The sequence below is a fragment of the Arthrobacter gandavensis genome (assembly GCF_039528575.1).
GTDB classification, from domain to species: domain Bacteria; phylum Actinomycetota; class Actinomycetes; order Actinomycetales; family Micrococcaceae; genus Arthrobacter_B; species Arthrobacter_B citreus_B.
Genome location: NZ_BAAALV010000001.1, coordinates 63,260 through 81,988, shown reverse-complemented (window position 1 = coordinate 81,988; position 18,729 = coordinate 63,260). Strand labels below are relative to the sequence as shown.

At 66.2% G+C, this 18,729-nt stretch carries 19 protein-coding genes and 1 riboswitch; of the genes, 5 read left to right on the top strand and 14 right to left on the bottom strand.

From position 1 onward, the window contains the following. Positions 1-64: 64 nt before the first annotated feature. Genes hrpB through ABFX29_RS00435 form a run of 4 tightly spaced genes read right to left on the bottom strand, consistent with a single transcriptional unit; the run spans position 65 to position 5,341 of the window. Positions 65-2,728, bottom strand: coding sequence for an ATP-dependent helicase HrpB (gene hrpB / locus ABFX29_RS00450; RefSeq protein ID WP_152228413.1), 2,664 nt, complete (start codon positions 2,726-2,728; stop codon positions 65-67). A gap of 32 nt (positions 2,729-2,760) precedes the next feature. Next, positions 2,761-3,420, bottom strand: a complete 660-nt coding sequence (locus ABFX29_RS00445) for a methionine ABC transporter permease (RefSeq protein WP_152228204.1) — start codon at positions 3,418-3,420, stop codon at positions 2,761-2,763. Between the two features lies 1 nt (position 3,421). Then, complete coding sequence (locus ABFX29_RS00440; protein ID WP_152228206.1) at positions 3,422-4,450, bottom strand: methionine ABC transporter ATP-binding protein; 1,029 nt, start codon at positions 4,448-4,450, stop codon at positions 3,422-3,424. 12 nt (positions 4,451-4,462) lie between these two features. Beyond that, positions 4,463-5,341, bottom strand: a complete 879-nt coding sequence (locus ABFX29_RS00435; RefSeq protein WP_152228208.1) for a MetQ/NlpA family ABC transporter substrate-binding protein — start codon at positions 5,339-5,341, stop codon at positions 4,463-4,465. Positions 5,342-5,419: 78 nt separating this feature from the next. Then, positions 5,420-5,539, bottom strand: a riboswitch (SAM riboswitch). Positions 5,540-5,774: 235 nt separating this feature from the next. On the opposite strand from ABFX29_RS00435, the gene ABFX29_RS00430 reads away from it, so the two are divergent. Next, complete coding sequence (locus tag ABFX29_RS00430) at positions 5,775-6,704, top strand: macrolide 2'-phosphotransferase (protein ID WP_152228414.1); 930 nt, start codon at positions 5,775-5,777, stop codon at positions 6,702-6,704. Here the strand turns inward: ABFX29_RS00430 and ABFX29_RS00425 are convergent. The 3 genes from ABFX29_RS00425 to ABFX29_RS00415 all read right to left on the bottom strand — a co-directional run bounded on the left by ABFX29_RS00425 (position 6,701) and on the right by ABFX29_RS00415 (position 9,102). Beyond that, the gene (locus tag ABFX29_RS00425) at positions 6,701-7,093 is read right to left on the bottom strand and encodes a hypothetical protein (RefSeq protein ID WP_152228210.1); all 393 of its coding nucleotides are present in this window, start codon (positions 7,091-7,093) and stop codon (positions 6,701-6,703) included. The two genes, ABFX29_RS00430 and ABFX29_RS00425, sit on opposite strands and share 4 nt — an antisense overlap. A gap of 87 nt (positions 7,094-7,180) precedes the next feature. Further along, entirely contained in the window at positions 7,181-8,437 is a 1,257-nt protein-coding gene (locus ABFX29_RS00420) for a sensor histidine kinase (RefSeq protein WP_152228212.1), read from the bottom strand. Further along, a complete protein-coding gene (locus tag ABFX29_RS00415) occupies positions 8,434-9,102 on the bottom strand; it encodes a response regulator transcription factor (protein WP_211372385.1) in 669 nt (222 codons plus the stop codon). Before ABFX29_RS00415 ends, ABFX29_RS00420 begins: the two co-directional genes overlap by 4 nt. A 123-nt stretch (positions 9,103-9,225) precedes the next feature. On the opposite strand from ABFX29_RS00415, the gene ABFX29_RS00410 reads away from it, so the two are divergent. Both ABFX29_RS00410 and ABFX29_RS00405 read left to right on the top strand, forming a co-directional pair. Then, complete coding sequence (locus ABFX29_RS00410) at positions 9,226-9,951, top strand: TetR/AcrR family transcriptional regulator (protein ID WP_211372386.1); 726 nt, start codon at positions 9,226-9,228, stop codon at positions 9,949-9,951. Beyond that, positions 9,935-10,678, top strand: coding sequence for an SDR family NAD(P)-dependent oxidoreductase (locus tag ABFX29_RS00405; protein WP_152228214.1), 744 nt, complete (start codon positions 9,935-9,937; stop codon positions 10,676-10,678). Before ABFX29_RS00410 ends, ABFX29_RS00405 begins: the two co-directional genes overlap by 17 nt. A gap of 10 nt (positions 10,679-10,688) precedes the next feature. On the opposite strand, the gene ABFX29_RS00400 is transcribed toward ABFX29_RS00405, so the two are convergent. Genes ABFX29_RS00400 through ABFX29_RS00385 form a run of 4 tightly spaced genes read right to left on the bottom strand, consistent with a single transcriptional unit; the run spans position 10,689 to position 13,807 of the window. Next, positions 10,689-11,765: a sulfate/molybdate ABC transporter ATP-binding protein gene (locus ABFX29_RS00400; protein WP_152228216.1), complete on the bottom strand. Its 1,077-nt coding sequence runs from the start codon at positions 11,763-11,765 to the stop codon at positions 10,689-10,691. Further along, entirely contained in the window at positions 11,765-12,625 is an 861-nt protein-coding gene (locus tag ABFX29_RS00395; protein WP_152228218.1) for an ABC transporter permease, read from the bottom strand. Before ABFX29_RS00395 ends, ABFX29_RS00400 begins: the two co-directional genes overlap by 1 nt. Continuing rightward, positions 12,612-13,400, bottom strand: a complete 789-nt coding sequence (gene modA / locus ABFX29_RS00390; protein WP_152228220.1) for a molybdate ABC transporter substrate-binding protein — start codon at positions 13,398-13,400, stop codon at positions 12,612-12,614. Before modA ends, ABFX29_RS00395 begins: the two co-directional genes overlap by 14 nt. Next, on the bottom strand, positions 13,397-13,807 hold the full coding sequence (locus ABFX29_RS00385) for a TOBE domain-containing protein (RefSeq protein ID WP_152228222.1): 411 nt from the start codon (positions 13,805-13,807) through the stop codon (positions 13,397-13,399). The genes modA and ABFX29_RS00385 overlap by 4 nt, the downstream gene beginning before the upstream one ends. A gap of 114 nt (positions 13,808-13,921) precedes the next feature. Here ABFX29_RS00385 and ABFX29_RS00380 point away from each other — a divergent pair, with 114 nt between their 5' ends. Then, positions 13,922-14,728, top strand: coding sequence for a putative protein N(5)-glutamine methyltransferase (locus tag ABFX29_RS00380; protein WP_246167499.1), 807 nt, complete (start codon positions 13,922-13,924; stop codon positions 14,726-14,728). Here ABFX29_RS00380 and ABFX29_RS00375 read toward each other — a convergent pair. The 3 genes from ABFX29_RS00375 to ABFX29_RS00365 all read right to left on the bottom strand — a co-directional run bounded on the left by ABFX29_RS00375 (position 14,725) and on the right by ABFX29_RS00365 (position 18,160). Beyond that, a complete protein-coding gene (locus ABFX29_RS00375) occupies positions 14,725-16,038 on the bottom strand; it encodes a pyridoxal phosphate-dependent aminotransferase (RefSeq protein WP_152228226.1) in 1,314 nt (437 codons plus the stop codon). The genes ABFX29_RS00380 and ABFX29_RS00375 overlap by 4 nt on opposite strands. Positions 16,039-16,119: 81 nt before the next feature. Beyond that, positions 16,120-17,547 (bottom strand): DUF3533 domain-containing protein, encoded by a 1,428-nt coding sequence (locus tag ABFX29_RS00370; protein ID WP_152228228.1) that lies wholly within the window; start codon positions 17,545-17,547, stop codon positions 16,120-16,122. Between the two features lie 148 nt (positions 17,548-17,695). Further along, a complete protein-coding gene (locus tag ABFX29_RS00365; RefSeq protein ID WP_152228230.1) occupies positions 17,696-18,160 on the bottom strand; it encodes a MarR family winged helix-turn-helix transcriptional regulator in 465 nt (154 codons plus the stop codon). A gap of 118 nt (positions 18,161-18,278) precedes the next feature. Here ABFX29_RS00365 and ABFX29_RS00360 point away from each other — a divergent pair, with 118 nt between their 5' ends. After that, positions 18,279-18,599 carry a hypothetical protein gene (locus ABFX29_RS00360; RefSeq protein WP_152228232.1) on the top strand — a complete coding sequence of 107 codons (321 nt, stop codon included), beginning with the start codon at positions 18,279-18,281 and terminating at the stop codon, positions 18,597-18,599. Positions 18,600-18,729 lie beyond the last annotated feature (130 nt).

The following is an 18,729-nucleotide window of genomic DNA, read 5'->3' as shown; positions in this document are numbered from 1 at the left end:
TTGCCGGACTTTTTCGTAGGGGCGGATGCACCGGCGGACTCTGGCCCATAAGGGGTCTTCTGCATCACATCCGGGCTTTGGTCCGGGCGGTAGCCGGCGCGGTCCACGGATCCTCCGGCCATGGATGGCGCGGATAGCGCCCGCGCATTTCTGCACGCACTTGGGCGTAGGGGCCGGACCAGAAGGATGCCAGGTCATCCGTAACAGCCAACGGCCGGCCAGCGGGAGAAAGCAGGTGGAACTGCAATCGAATCCGCCCGGCGGCCAGGAGGGGTGACTCAGCCCAGCCGAAGCACTTCTGGAGTTTCACCGCCAGCACCGGAGGCCCGTCGTCGGCCGCGTCCGGATAGCTGATCCGTTCCTGTGTTCCGCTGGGAACCAGGATCTTTTCCGGTGCCAGCCCGTCCAGCCCGGCAGCCTCAGGCCAGGGCAAGAGGCGGCGCAGGGGATCCAAAAGGTTGATATCAGCTGCCCGCGCACCGCCTGCCAGTTCCTCCAGTTCCGGCCCCAGCCAGTCCTCCAGGGCAGCCAGCAGGGCAGGTTCCGAAACATCCGGCCAGGGCTGGCCCAGCACGCGGTGCAGCAGTGCCAGCCGGCGGCGAAGCGCGTCGGCTGCAGCAGACCACCCAATGGCGTTCAGTCCCTGCGCTGAGATGGCCCGGGCAACAGCGGCGCGCCCCTCGGCTGCGGCCGGCCGAACCGGGGTGGAGGAAAGCTCGATGGAACCGAGCCGCCGCACCTGCCTGGCGGACACTTTTCCGGCGTCGAAAAGTGCAGTGACTTCCCGCGTGAGCAAATGGGAAGCGGCTGCTTCCGCGGCCTCCTGCCCAAGGGGTGCAGCGGCGCGGATAACCGCACCTGTTCCTGCTGCTGCCCGCCCCGCTGCCCGGGACACCTCCGCCACAGCCAGCCAATCATGTCCACGAAGCGGGCTGTCAGCGGGCAGGCCGGCCCGGGTGCCGGATGCCAGCAGGTATTGCTCCCCGGCGGCTCCCGCAACGCGCCGCGCCACCCGGTCCGGGAAGGCCAGCGCCACCATGGTTCCCACTGCTTCTTCAGCGGCCGGGGCAGTTTCCGGGTGCTTTCCCGCGGCAGGGTTCCCCGCTGACTGGGCGTGCCGCTCCAGGCGCCTGGCCTCACGGACGAATGCGGGGGAACCCGGGTCCTTGCCTGAGCGCAGCGCGGACAGAAGCCGCACCAGGTCAGCGCCGGCTGGCCGCCTGTCCCCGGAAAGCATCGCTGTAATCTCTGCGGCGGTGCGCGCACCAAGCATCCTGGACCCATCAACCAGGGCGCGGGCCAGGCGTGGATCCGCCGGGATGCGGACCAGCCTGTGCCCCGTTTCAGTGGCCCTTCCGTCCGCATCGACGGCGCCGATGCTCTTCAGGACGGCCTCGGCGTCTGCGAGGGCGGCTTTGGGGAGCTCCTGGGGCAGGGCCAGGCCGCGGCCGCCCGGCGTACCCCAACAGGCAAGGATCAGCGCTGCAGCGGTAAGGTCCGCTGCTGCGGCCTCAGGCGTGGGGTGGGCCGGCCCCGCGGCGTAGGCAGCTTCCGAGTAGGCGCGGACTACCGTTCCCGGGCCTTGGCGGGCCGCACGGCCGGCCCGCTGCCGGGCCGAGGCGCGGGAAGCGCTGACGGTGACCAGCCCGCTCATCCCGCGGGCTGCGTCCCGCCGCGGTTCGCGCGCCAGCCCGGAGTCCACAACCAGGCGGACCCCTGGAACGGTCAGGGATGACTCGGCCAGGGAGGTAGAGACAATGATGCGCGGCTTATCGCCGGGGGCACGGCCGGAAACCGCCCGGTCCTGTTCCGCGGCCGGAGCCTGGCCATGCAGTTCCAGGATTTCGGTGCGGGGTCCTGCCTCCTGCCGGAGCACCCGCGCCACGTGGGACACTTCGCGGGCACCCGGAGCGAACACGAGGGCATCCACGTCCGGGTTCTCAGCCAGCATCCGTGCGTGCTCCCGGGCGGCAAGCCCGGCCAGGGCATCGAGGAAGCCGGGCGTGACACCGCGTTCATCCACGCGTGCAGCGGCAGGGGGCCGCCATTGGACCTGGAGCGGATGCAGCACGGACGGGCAGTCGATGACCGGTGCCGGCGAGTCGGGTGAACCGATGAGCTCGGCGAAGCGCTCCGTATCCAAGGTGGCGGACATGGCAACAAGCAGCAGGTCCGGCCGCAGCTGGCGGACTTCAGCGAGCAGGCCGATGAGCAGGTCGGTTTCCAGCCCCCGTTCGTGGACTTCATCCAGCACGACGGCGCCGGTGCCTTCCAAGCCCGGGTCCGCCAGGAGACGCCGCAGCAGGATCCCCGGCGTGATGAACTCGACCAGCGTCTTCCCGCTGCTGCGGCTTTCACCGCGCACGGTGTACCCCGCCCGTTCCCCCACCGCACTGCCGTCCAGTGCTGCCAGCCGGCGGGCGGCCGCACGCGCAGCAACCCGGCGCGGCTGGGTGACAAGGACACGTGCCGCAGCGGCACCTCCCGTGTTTCCAGTAGCCGCCTCTGCCACCAGGTTGGCAACCAGGGGCGGCAGCAGGGTGGTCTTGCCGGTCCCGGGAGGCGCCTGCACCACGGCGGCACCGCCCGGGGCACCGGGGTGCTCCAGATCCCCGGCCGCTCCGAGGACGGCCGCGGCCGCGGGCAGCGAAGCCGCGAAAACCAGCCCGCTCCCCAGGGCCCCCAGATCGAAAGGCCCGCGGGGCAGTTGTCCGTCAGGTTTGGAAATGCTCACCGGACTATTCTCCCCCGCTGGACTCCTCAGCGCCGCAGGACCTTCCGTGCCGTTTGGTTGCCCAGGAACTGAACCAGCTGCACCAGGACGATGATCACCGCCACCGCCGCCCAGGTCACCACCGGGTTGAACTGGCGGTACCCGTACTGGATAGCGAAGTTGCCCAGGCCGCCGCCACCGACGTAACCGGCCACTGCGGACATGTCCACGAGCGCCACGAAGATGTAGGTGTACCCCAGGATTAAGGGTCCAAGTGCCTCCGGAATCAGGATCGTGGCGATGATGCGCCGCCGGCCGGCACCCACCGACCGGGCGGCCTCGATGACACCGGGCTGCACGGTCAGAAGGTTCTGCTCCACGATCCGGCTGATCCCAAAGGCTGCCGCCAGCGAGAGCGTGAAGATGATGGCGTTGTTTCCGATTCCGCTCCCGGTCACCGAACGGGCAAGCGGCTGGGCCGCCGCGAGGAAAATGATAAACGGGATCGGACGGAAAATGTTCACGAGCACGTTCAGCACCCCGAAGACAGCCCGGTTGGCCAGAAGCGCTCCGGACCGGGTTGTGTACAGTCCCAGCCCTATGATGAGGCCTCCTATCCCGCCGAAGAGCAGGCTCAGTCCCACAATGTAGAGCGTCTCCCCGACTGCCGTCCACAACTGCGGGGTGAGTGGTATCAGGTCCTCCATGTCAGCCCAGCTCCGTTACGTTGAGTCCGTGCCCGACGGCGGCCAGGGCAGTGTCGATTGTCGTATCCCCGCCCTTGAGCGCGAGGGTGAGGTGACCGAAAGCCCGTCCGGCGACGTCGTTGATGCCTCCGTAGACCAGCTCGAAGTCCACCCCGGCGGCCGCGAGTTCCAGGAAGACGCCTGCCTGCGAGGCGGAGCCGTCCCGGAAGGAAAGCGTGACCAGGCGGCCCTCATGGCGTGAACGCAGGGCACGAAGCTCAGAGGCAGAGGGCACACCCCGCACCACGGTGGAAACGAACCTTCGGGATGAGTCCTGCTGGGGATTGGAGAAGACTTCGAAGACGTCTCCCTGCTCCACGATCCTGCCGGCGTCCATCACCGCGACCCGGGTGGCGAGGTCCCGGATCACTTCCATCTCGTGGGTGATCACCACAATGGTGATGCCCAGTTCCCGGTTCACCCTGCGCAGCAGCGCGAGGACTTCCTGGGTGGTTTCCGGGTCAAGGGCAGACGTCGCCTCGTCCGCCAGCAGGATCTTCGGGGAAGCGGCAAGCGCACGGGCAATCCCGACGCGCTGCTTCTGCCCACCGGAGAGCTGCTCCGGATAGCTGTCAGCCTTGTCCGCAAGCCCGGTGAACTCCAGCAGCTCATCCGTGCGTGCGGCTATTTCGGCCTTGCTCCGTCCGGCAACCCGCAGGGGATACGCGATGTTGTTCCGCACAGTCTTGGAACTGAAGAGGTTGAACTGCTGGAAAATCATGCCGATGTCCTGGCGGAGGTCCTTCAGTTTCCTCTCCGGCACACCGGAAACAGTCCGGCCGTCCACGGTGATGTTCCCGGAAGTGCAGCTTTCCAGCCCGTTGATGAGCCTGGCGAGCGTACTTTTCCCCGCCCCGGAGTACCCGATGATGCCGAAGATCTCCCCCGGCTCTATATCCAGGCTGATGTCCTCCAGGGCGCTTACGGCTGGATTGCCTTTGCGCGGGGCGGGATACGTCTTGGTGACGTTTTGCAGCGATATGAGGGCCATGGCGTCGCGCTGCTAGCCGAGGGCCTTGATGTCCTGCTGCACCTCATCCAGGGACGTGCGCAGGTCTTCCTGGGGCACCTTCAGGAACTGGGCAGTATTCCCTGATGCTTTCTGCACACCGTCCTGGACCGTCTGCGTGTTCTGGTAGATCTCCACCAGCTTTTGGTAGGTGGCGTTCCCTTCCTCACCCGCACGTGCGGCAAAGATGTTCACGTAGGGAATGGCTTTCGGATCGGCGGGGTCATCCTGCGCAATGGCGTCGGCTGCGCTGAGGCCGGCATCCTCGACGAAGTCGTTGTTGATGATGGCCGCAGCGACATCCGGCAGCGAGGTGGGCGTGAGCGAGGCTTCCAGCGTGGTGACCTTCACCTTGGACTTGGCCTCATCAATGTCATCGAGCGTGGAGAAGGCACTGCCGCCGCCGGTTAGGGTGACGAGCCCTGCGGACTGGAGCACAAGGAGGCCGCGGGCAAGATTGCTTTCGTCATTTGGAACCGCCACGGTGGCGCCGTCGGGAATCTCTTCCACTGAGTCGTACTGCGTGGAGTAGAGACCCAGCGGGTAGATGGCGGTGGAGCCCACCGGAACCAGGTCCTCACCGGAGGACACGTTGTAGCGCGCCAGATAGATGATGTGCTGGAACTGGTTAAGGTCAAGCTCGCCCTCGGTCAGCGCGGGATTGGGCTGGGTGTACTCAGCGAAGTCGATGATTTCGACGTCGATGCCCTCGGCTTCCGCCGCTTCCTCATAGGTTGCCCAATACGGATCACTGGCGCCAACGACGCCGATCCTTACCGTTCCTTCGTCACCCGCGGCTGAGCCGCAGGCGGCAGCGCCCGCGAGCAGGAAGGGTACTGCGGCAAGGGCAAGGAATTTCCGGTTGATCTTCATTTTTGGTTTCTCTCCGGTCAGGATCGCGGCAGGGCCGCGAAGGGAAGGGTGCGCTGGCCGCTGTGAGGGCAGTGCCCGGCGCCGTACTTGCCCTGCGAGAAGTCCCGCGGCAGGGCCGAATCTTCACCTGGAGCACCCCGCTTACGACGAGAGGGTTGCTGTCCAGCCGGCCAGGGCCCGTGGCTGGAACTCTTGATTCATGCATCACGCTAAGGCCGGGCCTTCTCTGCTGCCACTCGGCGGACGTCCAACGTCGCGAGCAGTCATAAGAAGCCAAAAAGCGAAATACGCCGACACAAGCCGTACGCGGCGCGCGTACGTCGTAAAGCAGGCCAGGGTTCACAGAAACGCCGGGCATGCGAAACGCTGAACCCAGCCCACTGTCTACCGGCCCTGCGCGTTCACGGGACCGATAACCGGAGAGAAGGACATGATGAGCCCTGAGGCGGCCGCGGAAGCCCAGCCACGTTCCGAGGAGGTCTGCGCGCTGGCAGCCTCCCGCGGCCTGCACCTGGAGCCGGACAGGATCGAATTCAACGAAGCGGGACTCGATTACCGCGTGGCCTTTGCCGCTGAGGCCGGTACGGGAAAGGAATGGGTGCTGAGGCTGCCCCGGCGTCCGGACGTTGCCGCGAACCAGCCCCGTGAAGAAGCCATCCTGAACTTTGTGCGCCCCCGGCTCACCGTGGCCGTGCCTGACTGGCGTATCCAGGCGCCGGACCTGGTCGCCTACCCGCTGCTGCCGGGACGGCCGGGCCTCACCATGGGTGAGGGCAACCAGCCGGTCTGGCACTTCGACCCGGGATCCCGCGGTTATCTCACGTCACTGGGGAACCTCATCGCTTCCCTGCATGAGATGGACCCTGCTGCGGCAGCAGCAGCCGGCATCCCGGCTGAGACGCCGGAAGAGGTCCGCGGGTACTGGGCGAACGGGCTGGAGAACGCGTTGGCCGAGTTCCGGGTTGATCCGGGACTGCTCGACGGCTGGCGGCGGTGGCTGGATGACGACGGGTTGTGGCCGGAACGCACGGTGCTGACGCACGGCGAGCTGTACCCGGCGCATCTGCTGCTCGACGAGGCAGACAGGATCGTCTCTGTCCTGGACTGGACAACGGCCAAGGTTAGCGACCCCGCCCTGGAGTTTATGTATATCCAGCTCATCTCGCCGGATTCTTTCGACGCTGTTGCGCGCCGCTACCAGGACGCGGCCGGCATCGCGGAACCGCGCCTGGCTGAGCGCTGCCATGCCCTGATTGCAGCCGGGCCTTTGAACTACGCAATGTTTGCGCTGACCACGGGCCAGCACGAACACCGGGAAGCTGCGCAGGCCCAGCTGCTGCAAGGGGCTGGGAACGGCACCTAGCTTTGGGCCGGAGCATCCTCAGCCGGCGCTTTATCTTCGCTCTCGGGTTGCCCGTGGCGGTGGCCTGAGCCACCCCGGTCACCGTCACTGTCCGGCCCGTGGTCACGTTCGGGGCGTTCCGGACGTGCTGGAGAGCTGTCCTGGGAATCGTTGTCCTGGGATTCCGTGTCCTGGGATTCCCCGCCCTCGTTATCCTGCGGCAAGTCTCCGTGCTCCCCGCGTTCGGGACGCTCGGGACGCTCGGCCTCGACTTCGGAGGTAACCGACGCGGGCTCGGTGTTCTCCGCAACGGCCATGCCCGTGAAGAACGTGCCGGTCAGCAAGCCGGCAGCTGCCAGGCCACTGGCACTCCAGATGATGATCTTCTTGGCTTTGCTGCCAATCTCCATGGTTGCTTTCACCTTCGCAAACAGAGTGTGGATACCTACGTTTTCTATCAAACCCGGTCTTTCTTCGAAGTTTCTTAGAGGGCCGCATCAGTCCAGCGGCAGGCGCACAGTGAGCGACGCGCCCCTGCCGTGGCTTGGTTCAGACTGCACCGTTCCGCCGAACCTGCCGGCAATTTCCGCGACCAGGGCCAGGCCCAGCCCATAGTGCCGGGTATGTCCCCCGGAGGTTTCCCGCACCGAGGCGAAGCGTTCAAACACCCGTCCGCGGAGTTCGTTGGGAAGGCCCGGGCCGTCGTCGGACACCCGGAGGATACCTTCACCCCCGTTTGCTGATACCTGTACCCAAACTGTGGAACGGGCGTAATCGCACGCGTTGGCCAGCAGTGCAGTGACCACCCGCTGCACTGCTGCTTTCCCGGCACGGACCCGGACCGGAGTGCCGGGCACATCAAGCCTCAGCTGCAGGCCATGGTCCCTGATGGTGGCGCCGAAGGCCTCAGCACCCTGCCGCGCCGCCGCACCAAGGTCAACGGGCTCTGGCGGGCTGGCCCGGCGAGGATCGGCTGACTCCAGCAGGTCCTCCAGGATTCCGGTCAGTACTCCCGTGTCCGCGATGATCTCATCCAGGCCGGACTCCACGAACTTCTGCTCAACCGGCCCGAACCGTTCCGCCGGCGCGTTTTCCGCAGTCCGGGCACCCAAGCGGCGCCGAAGCAGCTGCGCCCGGGTACTGAGCAGGGTCAGCGGTGTGCGCAGTTCATGGCCGGCATCGGAGACAAACCTGCGCTGCAGCGCCAGCGCCTCGACCAATGGACGCATGGCAGCCCGTGCAGCAACAGCGGAAAAGAGTGCCGCAACCACTGCAGAGAGCAGCACGGCTGAAACGAGGGCCAGCACCAGGCGGTCCAGTTGCCCTCGGGTTTCGGAGGTATCAATGGCCGCCTGCACTATGTCCCTGCCATCAGCCCTGGTCAGCACCCGAAAGGTTGTTCCGGACGCCTCGACCGTTTCCTCGACTTCCCCGCCACCGGCAGCCACCGCAGCAAGTGATGATTCAACCGGCAGGCCTGCGGGCATATCCCTCGACACACTCAGCCGGCCGCGGTCATAGACAGCAAGGAAGATGTCCAGCGGCGCATCGCGCGGGTTATTCAGCGCTGCCGCCGAATCCAAGCGGTCCTGCAGCGCCTGTTCAGCACCGGCGGCCGCCAGATAGTAGACAACCACTCCGGCCAGCGAGAGCAGTACAACTATCAGTGCCGTGAACTGCACGGCGAGACGGCGCGCCGCCCGCCGCGGATCGGCGTCGTTCCCCCGCTCCGTCTGGAACCAGCGCCGCTTCATGCTGGCTTGCCCAGCCGGTAACCGATTCCCCGCACCGTCAGGACCGAGGGCCTGCCGAGCTTGCGGCGCAGGTAATGGACGTATGTGTCCACTACGCCGTCGTCATCGGCGTCGGGGAACACGAGGTCCTGCAGGTCCCCGCGGGGGAAGACCTGCAGGGGCCGGCGGGCGAGCACCTCCAGGAGGGCTGCCTCCCGCTCGGAAAGAACTACCACCGCTCCGTCGCTTTGCGTCACCGTCCTGCCGTCAGTGTCAAACATGCCTCCGGGTACGGGCAGCACGGGTACTTCCTGTGCGGTTCGGCGACGCAGCACGCGGAGGCGGGCCAGCAGCTCGTCGACATCGAACGGTTTGCCCATGTAATCCTCTGCCCCCCGGTCCAGCCCTTCAACCCGGTCAGAAGGGTTCCCGAGAGCGGAGAGCACCAGGGCCGGCACGGCAACACCCCTGCTGCGCAGCCTCGCCAGGACATCCAGGCCTTCGATAGCCGGCAGCCCGCGGTCCAGGAGAAGAACGTCAAAGTTCCGGGTGAGCCCCTCGTGCAGCGCCCGCTGTCCGTCATGGGCGGCGGTCACTGAGTATCCCTCTGATTCGAGGATCTCGGTGAGCATCTGGGCCAGGCGCAGGTCATCTTCCACCACCAGGATCCGCGGTTGGCCTTCCATTGCGCGAGTATATGAGCGGGCCGCCCGGGATGTGGGCGCCCAGACAGGTTTACACTGTAAACGAAGCCGGATTCAGCACTGGCTCCGCAAAACGAATCAACACCACCGTTCGGAGGCAGTTCCGTGGAAGCCGACCAGCCGCTTAGCTCCGCCGTGATTGCACGCACTGCGGCCCGAATCGCGGACAACGAAGGGCTGGAGGCCGTCAGCATGCGCCGGGTTGCCGGAGACCTCGGCGTTTCGGCGATGGCACTTTACCGTCACGTCGCCGGCCGTCAGGAACTGCTCCTGTTGATGGCCGACGCCGTGAAGAGCCGTTCCCTGCTGCCGGAGGGAGAGCACGGGTGGCAGGACATGCTCTCCTACATGGCCGATTCCCTCTGGCGCACCTTTGCCGCCCACCCCTGGCTGCTGGGCATCATCCTGAGTCCGCGCCGCCTGGTCAACCTGGCTGCGCCGGACGATGTAGAGCGCCTGCTCGCCACCCTCTCCACTGCCGGCCTGACGGAAGACGAAGGATTCGACTGCCTGCTGGGGGTCTCAGCCGCAGTCATCGGCACCGTGTCCGTTGCCGGGGCTGCCGGTTCAGCACTGGACGCCGCAGCACCGACGGCGTCCCGGACCGCCGGTTCCAGGCAGGAGTCAGGCACACAGCAGCCCCACGGCACTGACAACTATCCGCGGGCAGAGCGCTTCCAGCGCCGCAGCATCAATGACGAGGTCTCCCGGCAGTCCCTGGACTTCCTGGTGGCCAACTTCATCCGCGGCATCGAATCCAGCCGCGCCCAGTCACCGGCTCCTTCCCGGGAACCGGTTTTACGGAAGGAAGATCATGCAACTGGAGAATAAGACCGCCATCGTCACCGGCGGTGCCGGAGGCATCGGCCGGGGAATCGTCCGGCGGTTCCTCGCCGAAGGGGCAAGGGTCGCCGTCGTGGACATTGACCAGGACCAGGGCGAGAAGCTGCTTGCGGAGCTCGACGGCGAGGTCATTTTCATTGCCAGGGATATTTCGGTCGAGGCGAACGCTGCTGCAATCGTCGCCGAAACCGTGGAGCGCTTCGGCGGCCTGGACATCCTGGTAAACAATGCGCACGCTTCCAGGCAGGCATCCATCCTGGAAACCACCAAAGAGATCTGGGACCTGTCCTTCAACACCGGAACGATGGCCACTTTCTACCTCATGCGCGCCGCCTATCCGGAACTGAAAAAGACCCGCGGAAGCATCATCAATTTTGCTTCCGGAGCCGGGATGAAGGGCCTGCCCAACCAGGTGGCCTACTCTGCGGCGAAGGAAGCCATCCGCGCCATTTCCAGGACGGCCGCCACCGAATGGGCAGCTGACGGCATCCGGGTCAACGTAGTTTCTCCCGTTGCCCTGACTCCGGGAATCGTGCAGTGGAGCAAAGCATTCCCGGACGCTTACCAGGAAGTGCTCGACGGTATCCCGCTGGGCCGGCTGGGTGATCCGGAAACCGACATTGCCCCCGTCGTCGTGTTCCTGGGCAGTGAAAACTCGCGCTATATGACGGGACAGACCCTGATGGCAGACGGCGGCTCCATCAAGCTGTACTAACCGGACTGCGCTAGCCCGGCACCGCCGTAGCCGCGTAACTGGTCACCGCCGAGGTATCCAGGAGGAACTCCGCCTGCTCGCCCACGCCCAGGGACAGCTCGGCCGCGGCGGCCGGGCTGATGTCCGCAGCGAGGCCGGCGCCCCGCACCCGGATCCGGTCCCCCTGCGGTTCGAGATCCGTGACGGTAACGCTCAGGATTTCCCGGCCGGGGTCCGCCGCAGCGGATGCGTGTGGCCGTCGGACCGCAACGGCCGACGGCGGGAACACCGCCAGGAGGGCGCCGGACGCCTGGGCTGCAGCACCGGCGTCCGGAACTGGGAGCTGCAGCCCTCCGGCGGTGACGAGACGGCCGCCGCTAACCCTGCCACGAAGCAGATTGACTCCGGCGAGCCTGGCCGTGAAGGGGGTCTGCGGGCGGCGCAGCACCTGGGCGGGCGGGCCGGATTCAACGATCCGCCCTTCCTGCATCACCAGGACCCGGTCTGCCAGCGTGAGGGCGTCGAGCACGTCATGCGTCACGATCAGCGCGCTCCGCCCGTCCAGGACACGCTTGAGCAGCCTGCGCATCAGCGGAACTGTTTCAACGTCCAGGGCCGCCATGGGCTCGTCCAGCAGCAGCAGCTCCGGTTCCGCAGCCAGGGCACGGGCCAGGGCCACCCGCTGCGCCTGGCCGCCGGAGAGGTCCCCCGGCCGTTTGGAGGCCAGCTCAGCGGCTTCCGTTTCGGCGAGCCAGCGCCGGGCAGCTGCCCGGGCCGCTTTGCGGGAACTGCCCGTGCTGCGCGGACCGAAGGCGACGTTCTCCTCCGCACTCAGGTGCGGAAAAAGCAGCGCTTCCTGGGCGAGGAGGGACGTTCCGCGGCGATAGGCCGGCAGGGACACTCCCTTGCGGTTCGAGAGACTGAACAGCACGGTGCCGTTCAGTTCGGCACGGCCGTTCTCTGGCTGGACCAGGCCGGCGAGCAGTGAAACAACGGTCGATTTCCCCGCCCCGTTGGGCCCCAGCAATGCCACGGTCTCCCCGTCCCCGATGTCGAAGGCAACGTTGATCCCCCGTTCCGGAAGCTCCGCCTGGATTCGCAGCCCCATCAGCCGGCTGCTCCTGCCGGGGCTGAACGTCCCGCAGCGGTCCGGGCGGACGCGGAGCGTCCCGACGCCGTGCGTCCCGGAACAGACCGGTAGGACAGTCCCACCACAACCACAGCCACCACTACCAGCACCAGCGAGAGCGCCACCGCGGCGTCGGCGTCTGCCTCCCGCTGCAGGTAGATCTCCAGCGGAAGGGTCCGGGTGACGCCCTGCAGGCTGCCTGCGAAGGCGAGGGTGGCCCCGAACTCTCCCAGGCAGCGGGCAAAGGAAAGCACCGCCCCGCTGGCCAGTCCGGGGAGAACCAGCGGTACGGTAACCCGGCGAAGGACCGTCCAGGGGTGGGCGCCGAGCGTCGCGGCGACGGCTTCGTAGCGGGTTCCGGCGGTCCGCAGGGCACCCTCGAGGGTCAGGACCATAAATGGCAGCGCCACAAAGGTCTGTGCCAGGACCACCGCGGCGGTTGAGAAAGCGACCTGGATGCCCATGGCTTCGAGCGTCCCGCCGAGCAGCCCCTGCCGTCCAAAGGTATACAGCAGGGCAATGCCGCCCACCACGGGAGGCAGGACCAGCGGAAGCAGTACGAGGGCACGTACCAGGCGCTTTCCCGGGAACCCCACCCTTGCCAGGACCAGCGCCAGCGGCACGCCCAAGAGGATGCACAGCACGGTGCTGGCCCCGGCAGTCCGCAGGCTGAGCGAGAGCGCTGCGAGTGAAGATTCGGATGTCACCAGCGGAATGAACCCTGACCAGTTCACCTCAACGGTGACGGCTACCAGCGGCAGCAGGAGGAACAAGGCGCCGGCGACGGCGGCAGCCAGCACCCAGCGCGGCAGGAGGAGCGTGCTGCTAGGGGGCGCCAAAACCGGCCTCCTGCAGGGTTGCCTGGCCGTTGGCGCTGCTTACGAACCGGATGAAGGCATCGGCAAGCTGCGTATTGTCGGAGCCGGCCAGCCTTACCAGCGGATACCGGTTCACGGCCTCCCGCGCCTCGGGCAGGGGTACCTCCTGGACCTTATCGCCGGCGGCGCGGATGTCGGTGACGTACACCAGCCCGGCGTCGGCCTCACCCGAGATGACCTTGCCCATCACGCCCGTAACGGAGGATTCCTCGCTCACAGGGGAAAGCACCAACCCGGCCGCCTGTTCAATTTGTTGCGCGGCAGCTCCGCAGGGAACCTGCACCGCACACACCACCACCTGTGCTCTGTTCTCGGCCAAGTCCCGGAACCCCGTGATACCGGCGGGATTGCCTGGCGGCACCGCAATGGTGAGCTGGTTCGTGGCAATGACCTGCGGCTCCCCCGCGGCGAGTGAACCCTGGAGGACCTTGGCCATGTTCGCCTCATCCGCTGCGGCGAAAACATCTGCCGGAGCCCCGGCCAGGAGCTGGGCTGCCAGGTCCGTGGATCCTGCCAGGTTCAGCCGGACGGTGCTGCCCGGGTTCGCGGCCTCGAAGTCCCGTGCCAGCTCGGTGAAGGGTTCTTTGAGTGACGCTGCTGCGAACACCGTCAGCTCAGCGCCGGCATCCTGTGTCCCTCCTTGCTGCGGACCGGGTCCGTTGGAGCAGGCGGCCAGGGTCAGCAGGGACACCACTAGGGACACAAAGAGGGCTCCGGAAGAACCTGGCTGCCTCATTGTTGTTTCCTTCCGGGCGGCATCTCCACGATGACGTTGGTTGCCTTGACCACGGCTGTTGCGGTGGAGCCGGGTTCAAGTCCCAGTTCCCGCACGGCTTCCGAGCTCATAAGCGAGACCACACGGAAGGGCCCGCACTGCAGTTCCACCTGCGCCATGACCTTGTCCATGACGATTTCCGTTACGAGTCCCACGAACCGGTTGCGGGCGGAGCTCGCGATTTCTGTTGGATCATCCGGCAGCTGTGCCTGCCGGCGGGCGAGCTGTGCCAGTTCAAGGCTGTCGATGACCTGCCTGCCGCTGGCGTCCCGGTGCCCCGGCAAGGTACCGTTCTCAATCCAACGGCGCACAGTGTCGTCACTGACACCAAGGAACCGTGCAGCTTCGGCGACTCTCAAGCTAGGCATAGGGAAACAATAGCTCCGCAGATGCGTTTGTTTCCACCGCATTTTAGAATATCTGCGGTTTCTCCTGGCGGTGTGGGCCGCACTGCCATCCTGCAGGCGAAAGGAACAGGCCACGTGGACACCGAGCGGGTGCAGCTCCTGGGGCGGTTTACCTCTGCTCTGGAAAGCGCCGGATTCGTCTTCGCGCGCGAGGAGGCAGAACACCTGCTCCGTGAAGCGGGCTCGACGGAGACCGCAGAAGCCCTGCTCCAGCGTCGACTGACCGGCGAACCGCTCGAATACGTGGTTGGCTGGGCAGAGTTCCTGGGCCGGCGGATCCTGGTGGGCCCGGGCGTCTTCATTCCGCGCCGGCGGACTGAGTTCCTGGCTGCGGCTGCACTCGAGTCCGCCCGCGACCGGCGCAGCCCTGTCATCCTGGACCTTTGCTGCGGCAGCGGAGCCCTCAGCACCGTTTTCGCCGCAGCACTTCCGCACGCCGAATTGCATGCCGCAGACCTGTCACCGGAAGCCATTGCCGCCGCACAGGCAAATCTGGGCGGGAGGGCGGCAATCCACCAGGGTGACCTGTTCGCAGCCATGCCCCCTGCGCTGCGCGGCGGGATCGACGTCATTGCAGCGAACGCTCCGTACGTTCCCACCGAGCAGCTCGCGCTCCTGCCGCGAGAGGCGCGTTTCCATGAACCTGCGGCAGCGCTGGACGGCGGGCGCGAGGGGCTTGAGCTGCTCCGCAGGATTGCGGCGGGGGCGCCGGAGTGGCTGCGCCGCGGCGGGGACCTGCTGGTTGAATGCAGTGAGGACCAGGCCCCGGCTTTGCTCGCAGACTTTACCGCCGCGGGATTCGAACCGCGGGTCCGAACCGACGCGGAAAGCCAAACAGCCGTGGTGTCCGGTGTCCTGGACCCAGCGGGGCTGGCCTTCTAGGCGGCCGGAGCGGGCTTTTCGGCCTTTTGGGCCTTGCCGGATTCTTTGGCGACGGCTTCAGCTTCGACGTCGGCGGGCTGGCCGGCAACTTCTGCGGGCTGCCGGTGCCCCTCCAGGAACTCTGCAATCCGGTTGACGGCGTCGCGAATGTCTTCCTCGGCCGGCAGGATTACAAACCGGAAGTGGTCCGGCTCCGGCCAGTGGAACGCTGTCCCCTGCGAGACCAGGATCTTCTGTTCCTCGAGCAGATCCAGCACAAACTGCTCATCGTCATCGAACGGGTAGAGTGCCCGGTCCAGCTTGGGGAACAGGTACATGGCTCCGGAGGCGGGAACGCAGCTGACGCCGGGAATCGTGTTGAGCAGCCGGCAGGCCAGGTCACTCTGTTCGGCCAGCCGCCCGCCGGGCTTCACCAGGTCATTGATGCTCTGGTATCCGCCCAGCGAAGTCTGGATAGCGTGCTGTGCCGGCACATTGGGGCACAGGCGCAGCGACGCCAGCAGGTCCAGCGACTCCCGGTATGCGGCAGTGTCCGCCCGCTTGCCGGTCAGCGCCACCCATCCCGCACGGTAGCCGGGCATCCGGTAGGCCTTGGAGAGTCCTGAGAACGTCAGGACCGGAAGGTCACCGGCCACGGACGCGGTGTGGATGTGTTCGGCTCCGCGGTAGACGATCTTTTCGTAGATCTCGTCGGAGAACAGCACCAGGTTGTGGCGCCGGGCCAGGTCAGCAAACTGTTCCAGGACCTCGCGGGGATAGACCGCGCCGGTCGGATTGTTCGGGTTGATGATCACAATAGCACGGGTGCGGTCGGTGATCTTCTCCTCGACGTCCGCCATATCCGGCCACCAGTGGTTGTCCTCGTCGCAGGCGTAGTGCACGGCTTCACCGCCGGAGAGCATCACTGATGCGGTCCACAGCGGGTAGTCGGGCGCCGGAATGAGTACCTGGTCGCCGGCCTCCAGGAACGCCTGCAGCGTCATGGAAATCAGCTCGCTAACCCCGTTGCCGACCCAGATGTCCTCGACGCCGATCTGCATCAGGCCGCGGGTCTGGTAGTACTGCGAGATGGCAGTGCGCGCGGAATAGATTCCCTTTGAATCGCTGTATCCCTGGGCGCCGCGGAGGTGGTGGATCATGTCCACCACGATTGATTCCGGAGCTTCGAGTCCGAACGGTGCCGGATCACCGAGGTTCATCTTCAGGATCCGCTGCCCCGCCGCTTCCATCTGCTTGGCGACCGCCTGGACCGGCCCCCTCAGGTCGTAGCGGATGTTCTGCAAACGGCTGGAATTCTGCATCGGGGGCATGTTCGGATTTTCCCACTGCCGGGCCCCCGGACCAAACCGGGTGCTGAACTTACAGCTCCCGGGCGTGGGCAGGCCGGCTTCCTATGCAGTCCGGGCCGCGGCCTTTTCGACGTCCGCCGCCGCTTCGCGGACTCCGCGCATCCGGTCGTAGAGGAACGAGAACAGCAGGGCCAGCACCACCGCAATGAGGATGATAACGCCCATGCCGATCAGTCCTGCCTGCAGGCCGGCGGAGGCTTCGGCGTCGTAATAGAGGATCGCCTTGTTGGCGATGGTCATCTGGTACAGGGGTTCCCCGCGCGCTATGAACGCGAAAAAGCCCGGCAGGGTCTCCAGTGGCACCACGCCGGTGGCGGCAGGCAGACCCATGAACACCACGTAGATCAGCGACAGCACCATGCCTGCGCTGCCGAAGATGGTGATCAGGGCAAAGGTCACTGCGGACACCGTGACGATGGACAGCCAGGTGCTGAAGAAGAACCACCCGCCATGCGGGATGGGCATGCCCACGGCATTCGCCACCCACATCATCAGTCCCGCCGTCGGCAGTCCGGCGACGACGGCGATCCCCCACTTGAGCAGGAAAGCCACCCAGCGTGCCGGGAGCAGCCTTGGGCCCAGGACGTAGCGCGGACCCAGCTCCACGGGAAGGACGCCCACGCGGGAGTCCACCAGGAAGTGCAGCGTGACGGACCCGCTGAGACCCACCACCATCAGCAGGACCGAGTAGAAGAAGGCACCCATGCCCAGCGCGGCGCCGTCGGGCGGTTTCTGGAAGGCCGTTTGGGTGATGTGGATCGGATCCTGCAGCACCACGGCGGAGGTTCCGTCGATCTTTGGTGCCAGCTGTTCCTGCACCTGTGCGGGGACTCCTGCCTCGGTCAGCTCGGCGTCCTGGCGTTCGGTTGCCTCGCCCTGGGCCTGGCGGGCGGTTTCGTCCAGCTGTTCGCCCACGCTGGTGCTGGCCTGCTTCAGCGCCGGTTCGACTGCCTCGGCCGCGAGCTGGCTCGCCAGCGGGCTGGCCAGCGGATTGGTGTAAAGGGTGATCTGGGGCCGGCTGGCATCGCCGTCGGTCAGCGAGGAGGAAACGAGCGAGACAGCAGCTTCGGAGAAGTCCTCCTCCACCACCACCGCAGCAAAGACCTGCCCGGAACGGAGCTGGGACTGCGCCTCATCCCAGCTCAGCGGGCGCAGCTCTATTTCATCCGATGAGGAGAAACCATCCTCCATTGTCTTGGTGAGGTTCTCGCCGAAATTCTCCTGGCCGGTGGGGGTGTCCGCACCCTGGTCACGGTTCACGACGGCGACCGGCAGGTGGTTGAGGTGGCTTTCCGGACTGCCCAGCCCGCCGATGTAAAGCGCGGAGCCGGCTCCACCCAGGACCAGCAGGGCCAGCAGCGGGAGCAGCCAGGTGCGCGGTGAGAAATAGACTGCTGCCCTGCTCCCTTGGTAACGGGGAGATGCGCCGGGTTCAGCACCGCGGCGTGAGCGTGGTTCGTGTGCGGGCATGGGAACTACCTCCCGGGATACCGCGCGGTGTTACCGCACGTGCCGAACGTTGGGGGAAGCACTATCCCTATGAACGGTACGTGCACCCTTCGCCGGCGCACAGGTCCGGCGCTGCCGGGGCTGCGTGTGCGGCAGAACTTTACCCGGGTTAACCGCTGTGGTGCCGGCTGCCATGCGGCTTCTCGTGTGCCAGCTGCGCCAGGATTCGTTCGAGTTCGGTACGGTCTTCCTCAGAGAGAACCGCAAAGTACTCATCGGCCTGCCGTGCTCTGTCCTCGCGCACCTCGGAGCGCATTTTTATGCCTTCGTCCGTCAGCGAGATGAGGGTGGCGCGCCGGTCGGAGGGATCCGGTCCCCGCTGCACCAGGTTCTTGGATTCCAGCTGATCCACGACTTCCGTGGCCGACCGCGGCGCTATGCGGAGCATCTCTGCCAGGTCTTTGAGCCGCAGTCCACCCTCTCTTCCGCTGCGTGCAACCGCATTCAGTGCCCTGAACTGGTGCGGCGTGAGGTCAAACGGTGCCAGCTGCTTCATCCAGCGGCCGCGCAGGCCCCGGAAGGCAGCATGCATCAGTTCGCCCAGGGCGGCGGAGTCAGCGTCGGGGTGCGGCATGTCTCCAGTCTAGCCATTCAATGCCTAACCACACTGTGAGGTAGCCGCCGTACTTGTGTGCGGAGGTAGACTCCGGCAGACCAGCCAAACCCAGCCAACCGACTGAGGATAGGACACCGTGCGAGAATTCGTGAAGCTCCCCCGGACGGTCTGGAGCATGGTTGGGTTTACTATCGGGTGGCTGATCCCCGTGGGCATCATGCGGCTGGTCGAGGGCGACGCGCCGCGGCCGGTGGCAGTGGCTCTCCTCCTGTCCGGGATCGCGCTGGCTCTGATTGCGTTCATTCATCGGGCCCAGTGGCGCTCCTCCGAGCGGCTTGCCGATAAACGACGGGAGGACGAGGAACGGCGCCGGCAGGCCCAGGCCTACGAGAAAGAGATCGAAGCGCGCAAGAGGGAGTATGAGGCGTTTCGGCGCCGGAATAGCCCGGAGCCCTAGGCGGGACCGGCCGGCACAGGAAGCGCCAGACTCAACCGGCACGGCGCTTTCTCGTTCTGTGACACCCCGCTCACATCTGCCCACCAACCACATAATGAGGTAACCTCTATATATCGGGGCGACTGACGCC

What these genes read in the sequence shown, in the direction of transcription:
- ABFX29_RS00445 (WP_152228204.1), bottom strand. Translation starts at nt 3,420, where the DNA reads ATGGAGGACCTGATACCACTCACCCCGCAGTTGTGGACGGCAGTCGGG.
- ABFX29_RS00440 (WP_152228206.1), bottom strand. Translation starts at nt 4,450, where the DNA reads ATGGCCCTCATATCGCTGCAAAACGTCACCAAGACGTATCCCGCCCCG.
- ABFX29_RS00435 (WP_152228208.1), bottom strand. Translation starts at nt 5,341, where the DNA reads ATGAAGATCAACCGGAAATTCCTTGCCCTTGCCGCAGTACCCTTCCTG.
- ABFX29_RS00430 (WP_152228414.1), top strand. Translation starts at nt 5,775, where the DNA reads ATGAGCCCTGAGGCGGCCGCGGAAGCCCAGCCACGTTCCGAGGAGGTC.
- ABFX29_RS00425 (WP_152228210.1), bottom strand. Translation starts at nt 7,093, where the DNA reads ATGGAGATTGGCAGCAAAGCCAAGAAGATCATCATCTGGAGTGCCAGT.
- ABFX29_RS00420 (WP_152228212.1), bottom strand. Translation starts at nt 8,437, where the DNA reads ATGAAGCGGCGCTGGTTCCAGACGGAGCGGGGGAACGACGCCGATCCG.
- ABFX29_RS00415 (WP_211372385.1), bottom strand. Translation starts at nt 9,102, where the DNA reads ATGGAAGGCCAACCGCGGATCCTGGTGGTGGAAGATGACCTGCGCCTG.
- ABFX29_RS00405 (WP_152228214.1), top strand. Translation starts at nt 9,935, where the DNA reads ATGCAACTGGAGAATAAGACCGCCATCGTCACCGGCGGTGCCGGAGGC.
- ABFX29_RS00400 (WP_152228216.1), bottom strand. Translation starts at nt 11,765, where the DNA reads ATGGGGCTGCGAATCCAGGCGGAGCTTCCGGAACGGGGGATCAACGTT.
- modA (WP_152228220.1), bottom strand. Translation starts at nt 13,400, where the DNA reads ATGAGGCAGCCAGGTTCTTCCGGAGCCCTCTTTGTGTCCCTAGTGGTG.
- ABFX29_RS00385 (WP_152228222.1), bottom strand. Translation starts at nt 13,807, where the DNA reads ATGCCTAGCTTGAGAGTCGCCGAAGCTGCACGGTTCCTTGGTGTCAGT.
- ABFX29_RS00375 (WP_152228226.1), bottom strand. Translation starts at nt 16,038, where the DNA reads ATGCCCCCGATGCAGAATTCCAGCCGTTTGCAGAACATCCGCTACGAC.
- ABFX29_RS00370 (WP_152228228.1), bottom strand. Translation starts at nt 17,547, where the DNA reads ATGCCCGCACACGAACCACGCTCACGCCGCGGTGCTGAACCCGGCGCA.
- ABFX29_RS00365 (WP_152228230.1), bottom strand. Translation starts at nt 18,160, where the DNA reads ATGCCGCACCCCGACGCTGACTCCGCCGCCCTGGGCGAACTGATGCAT.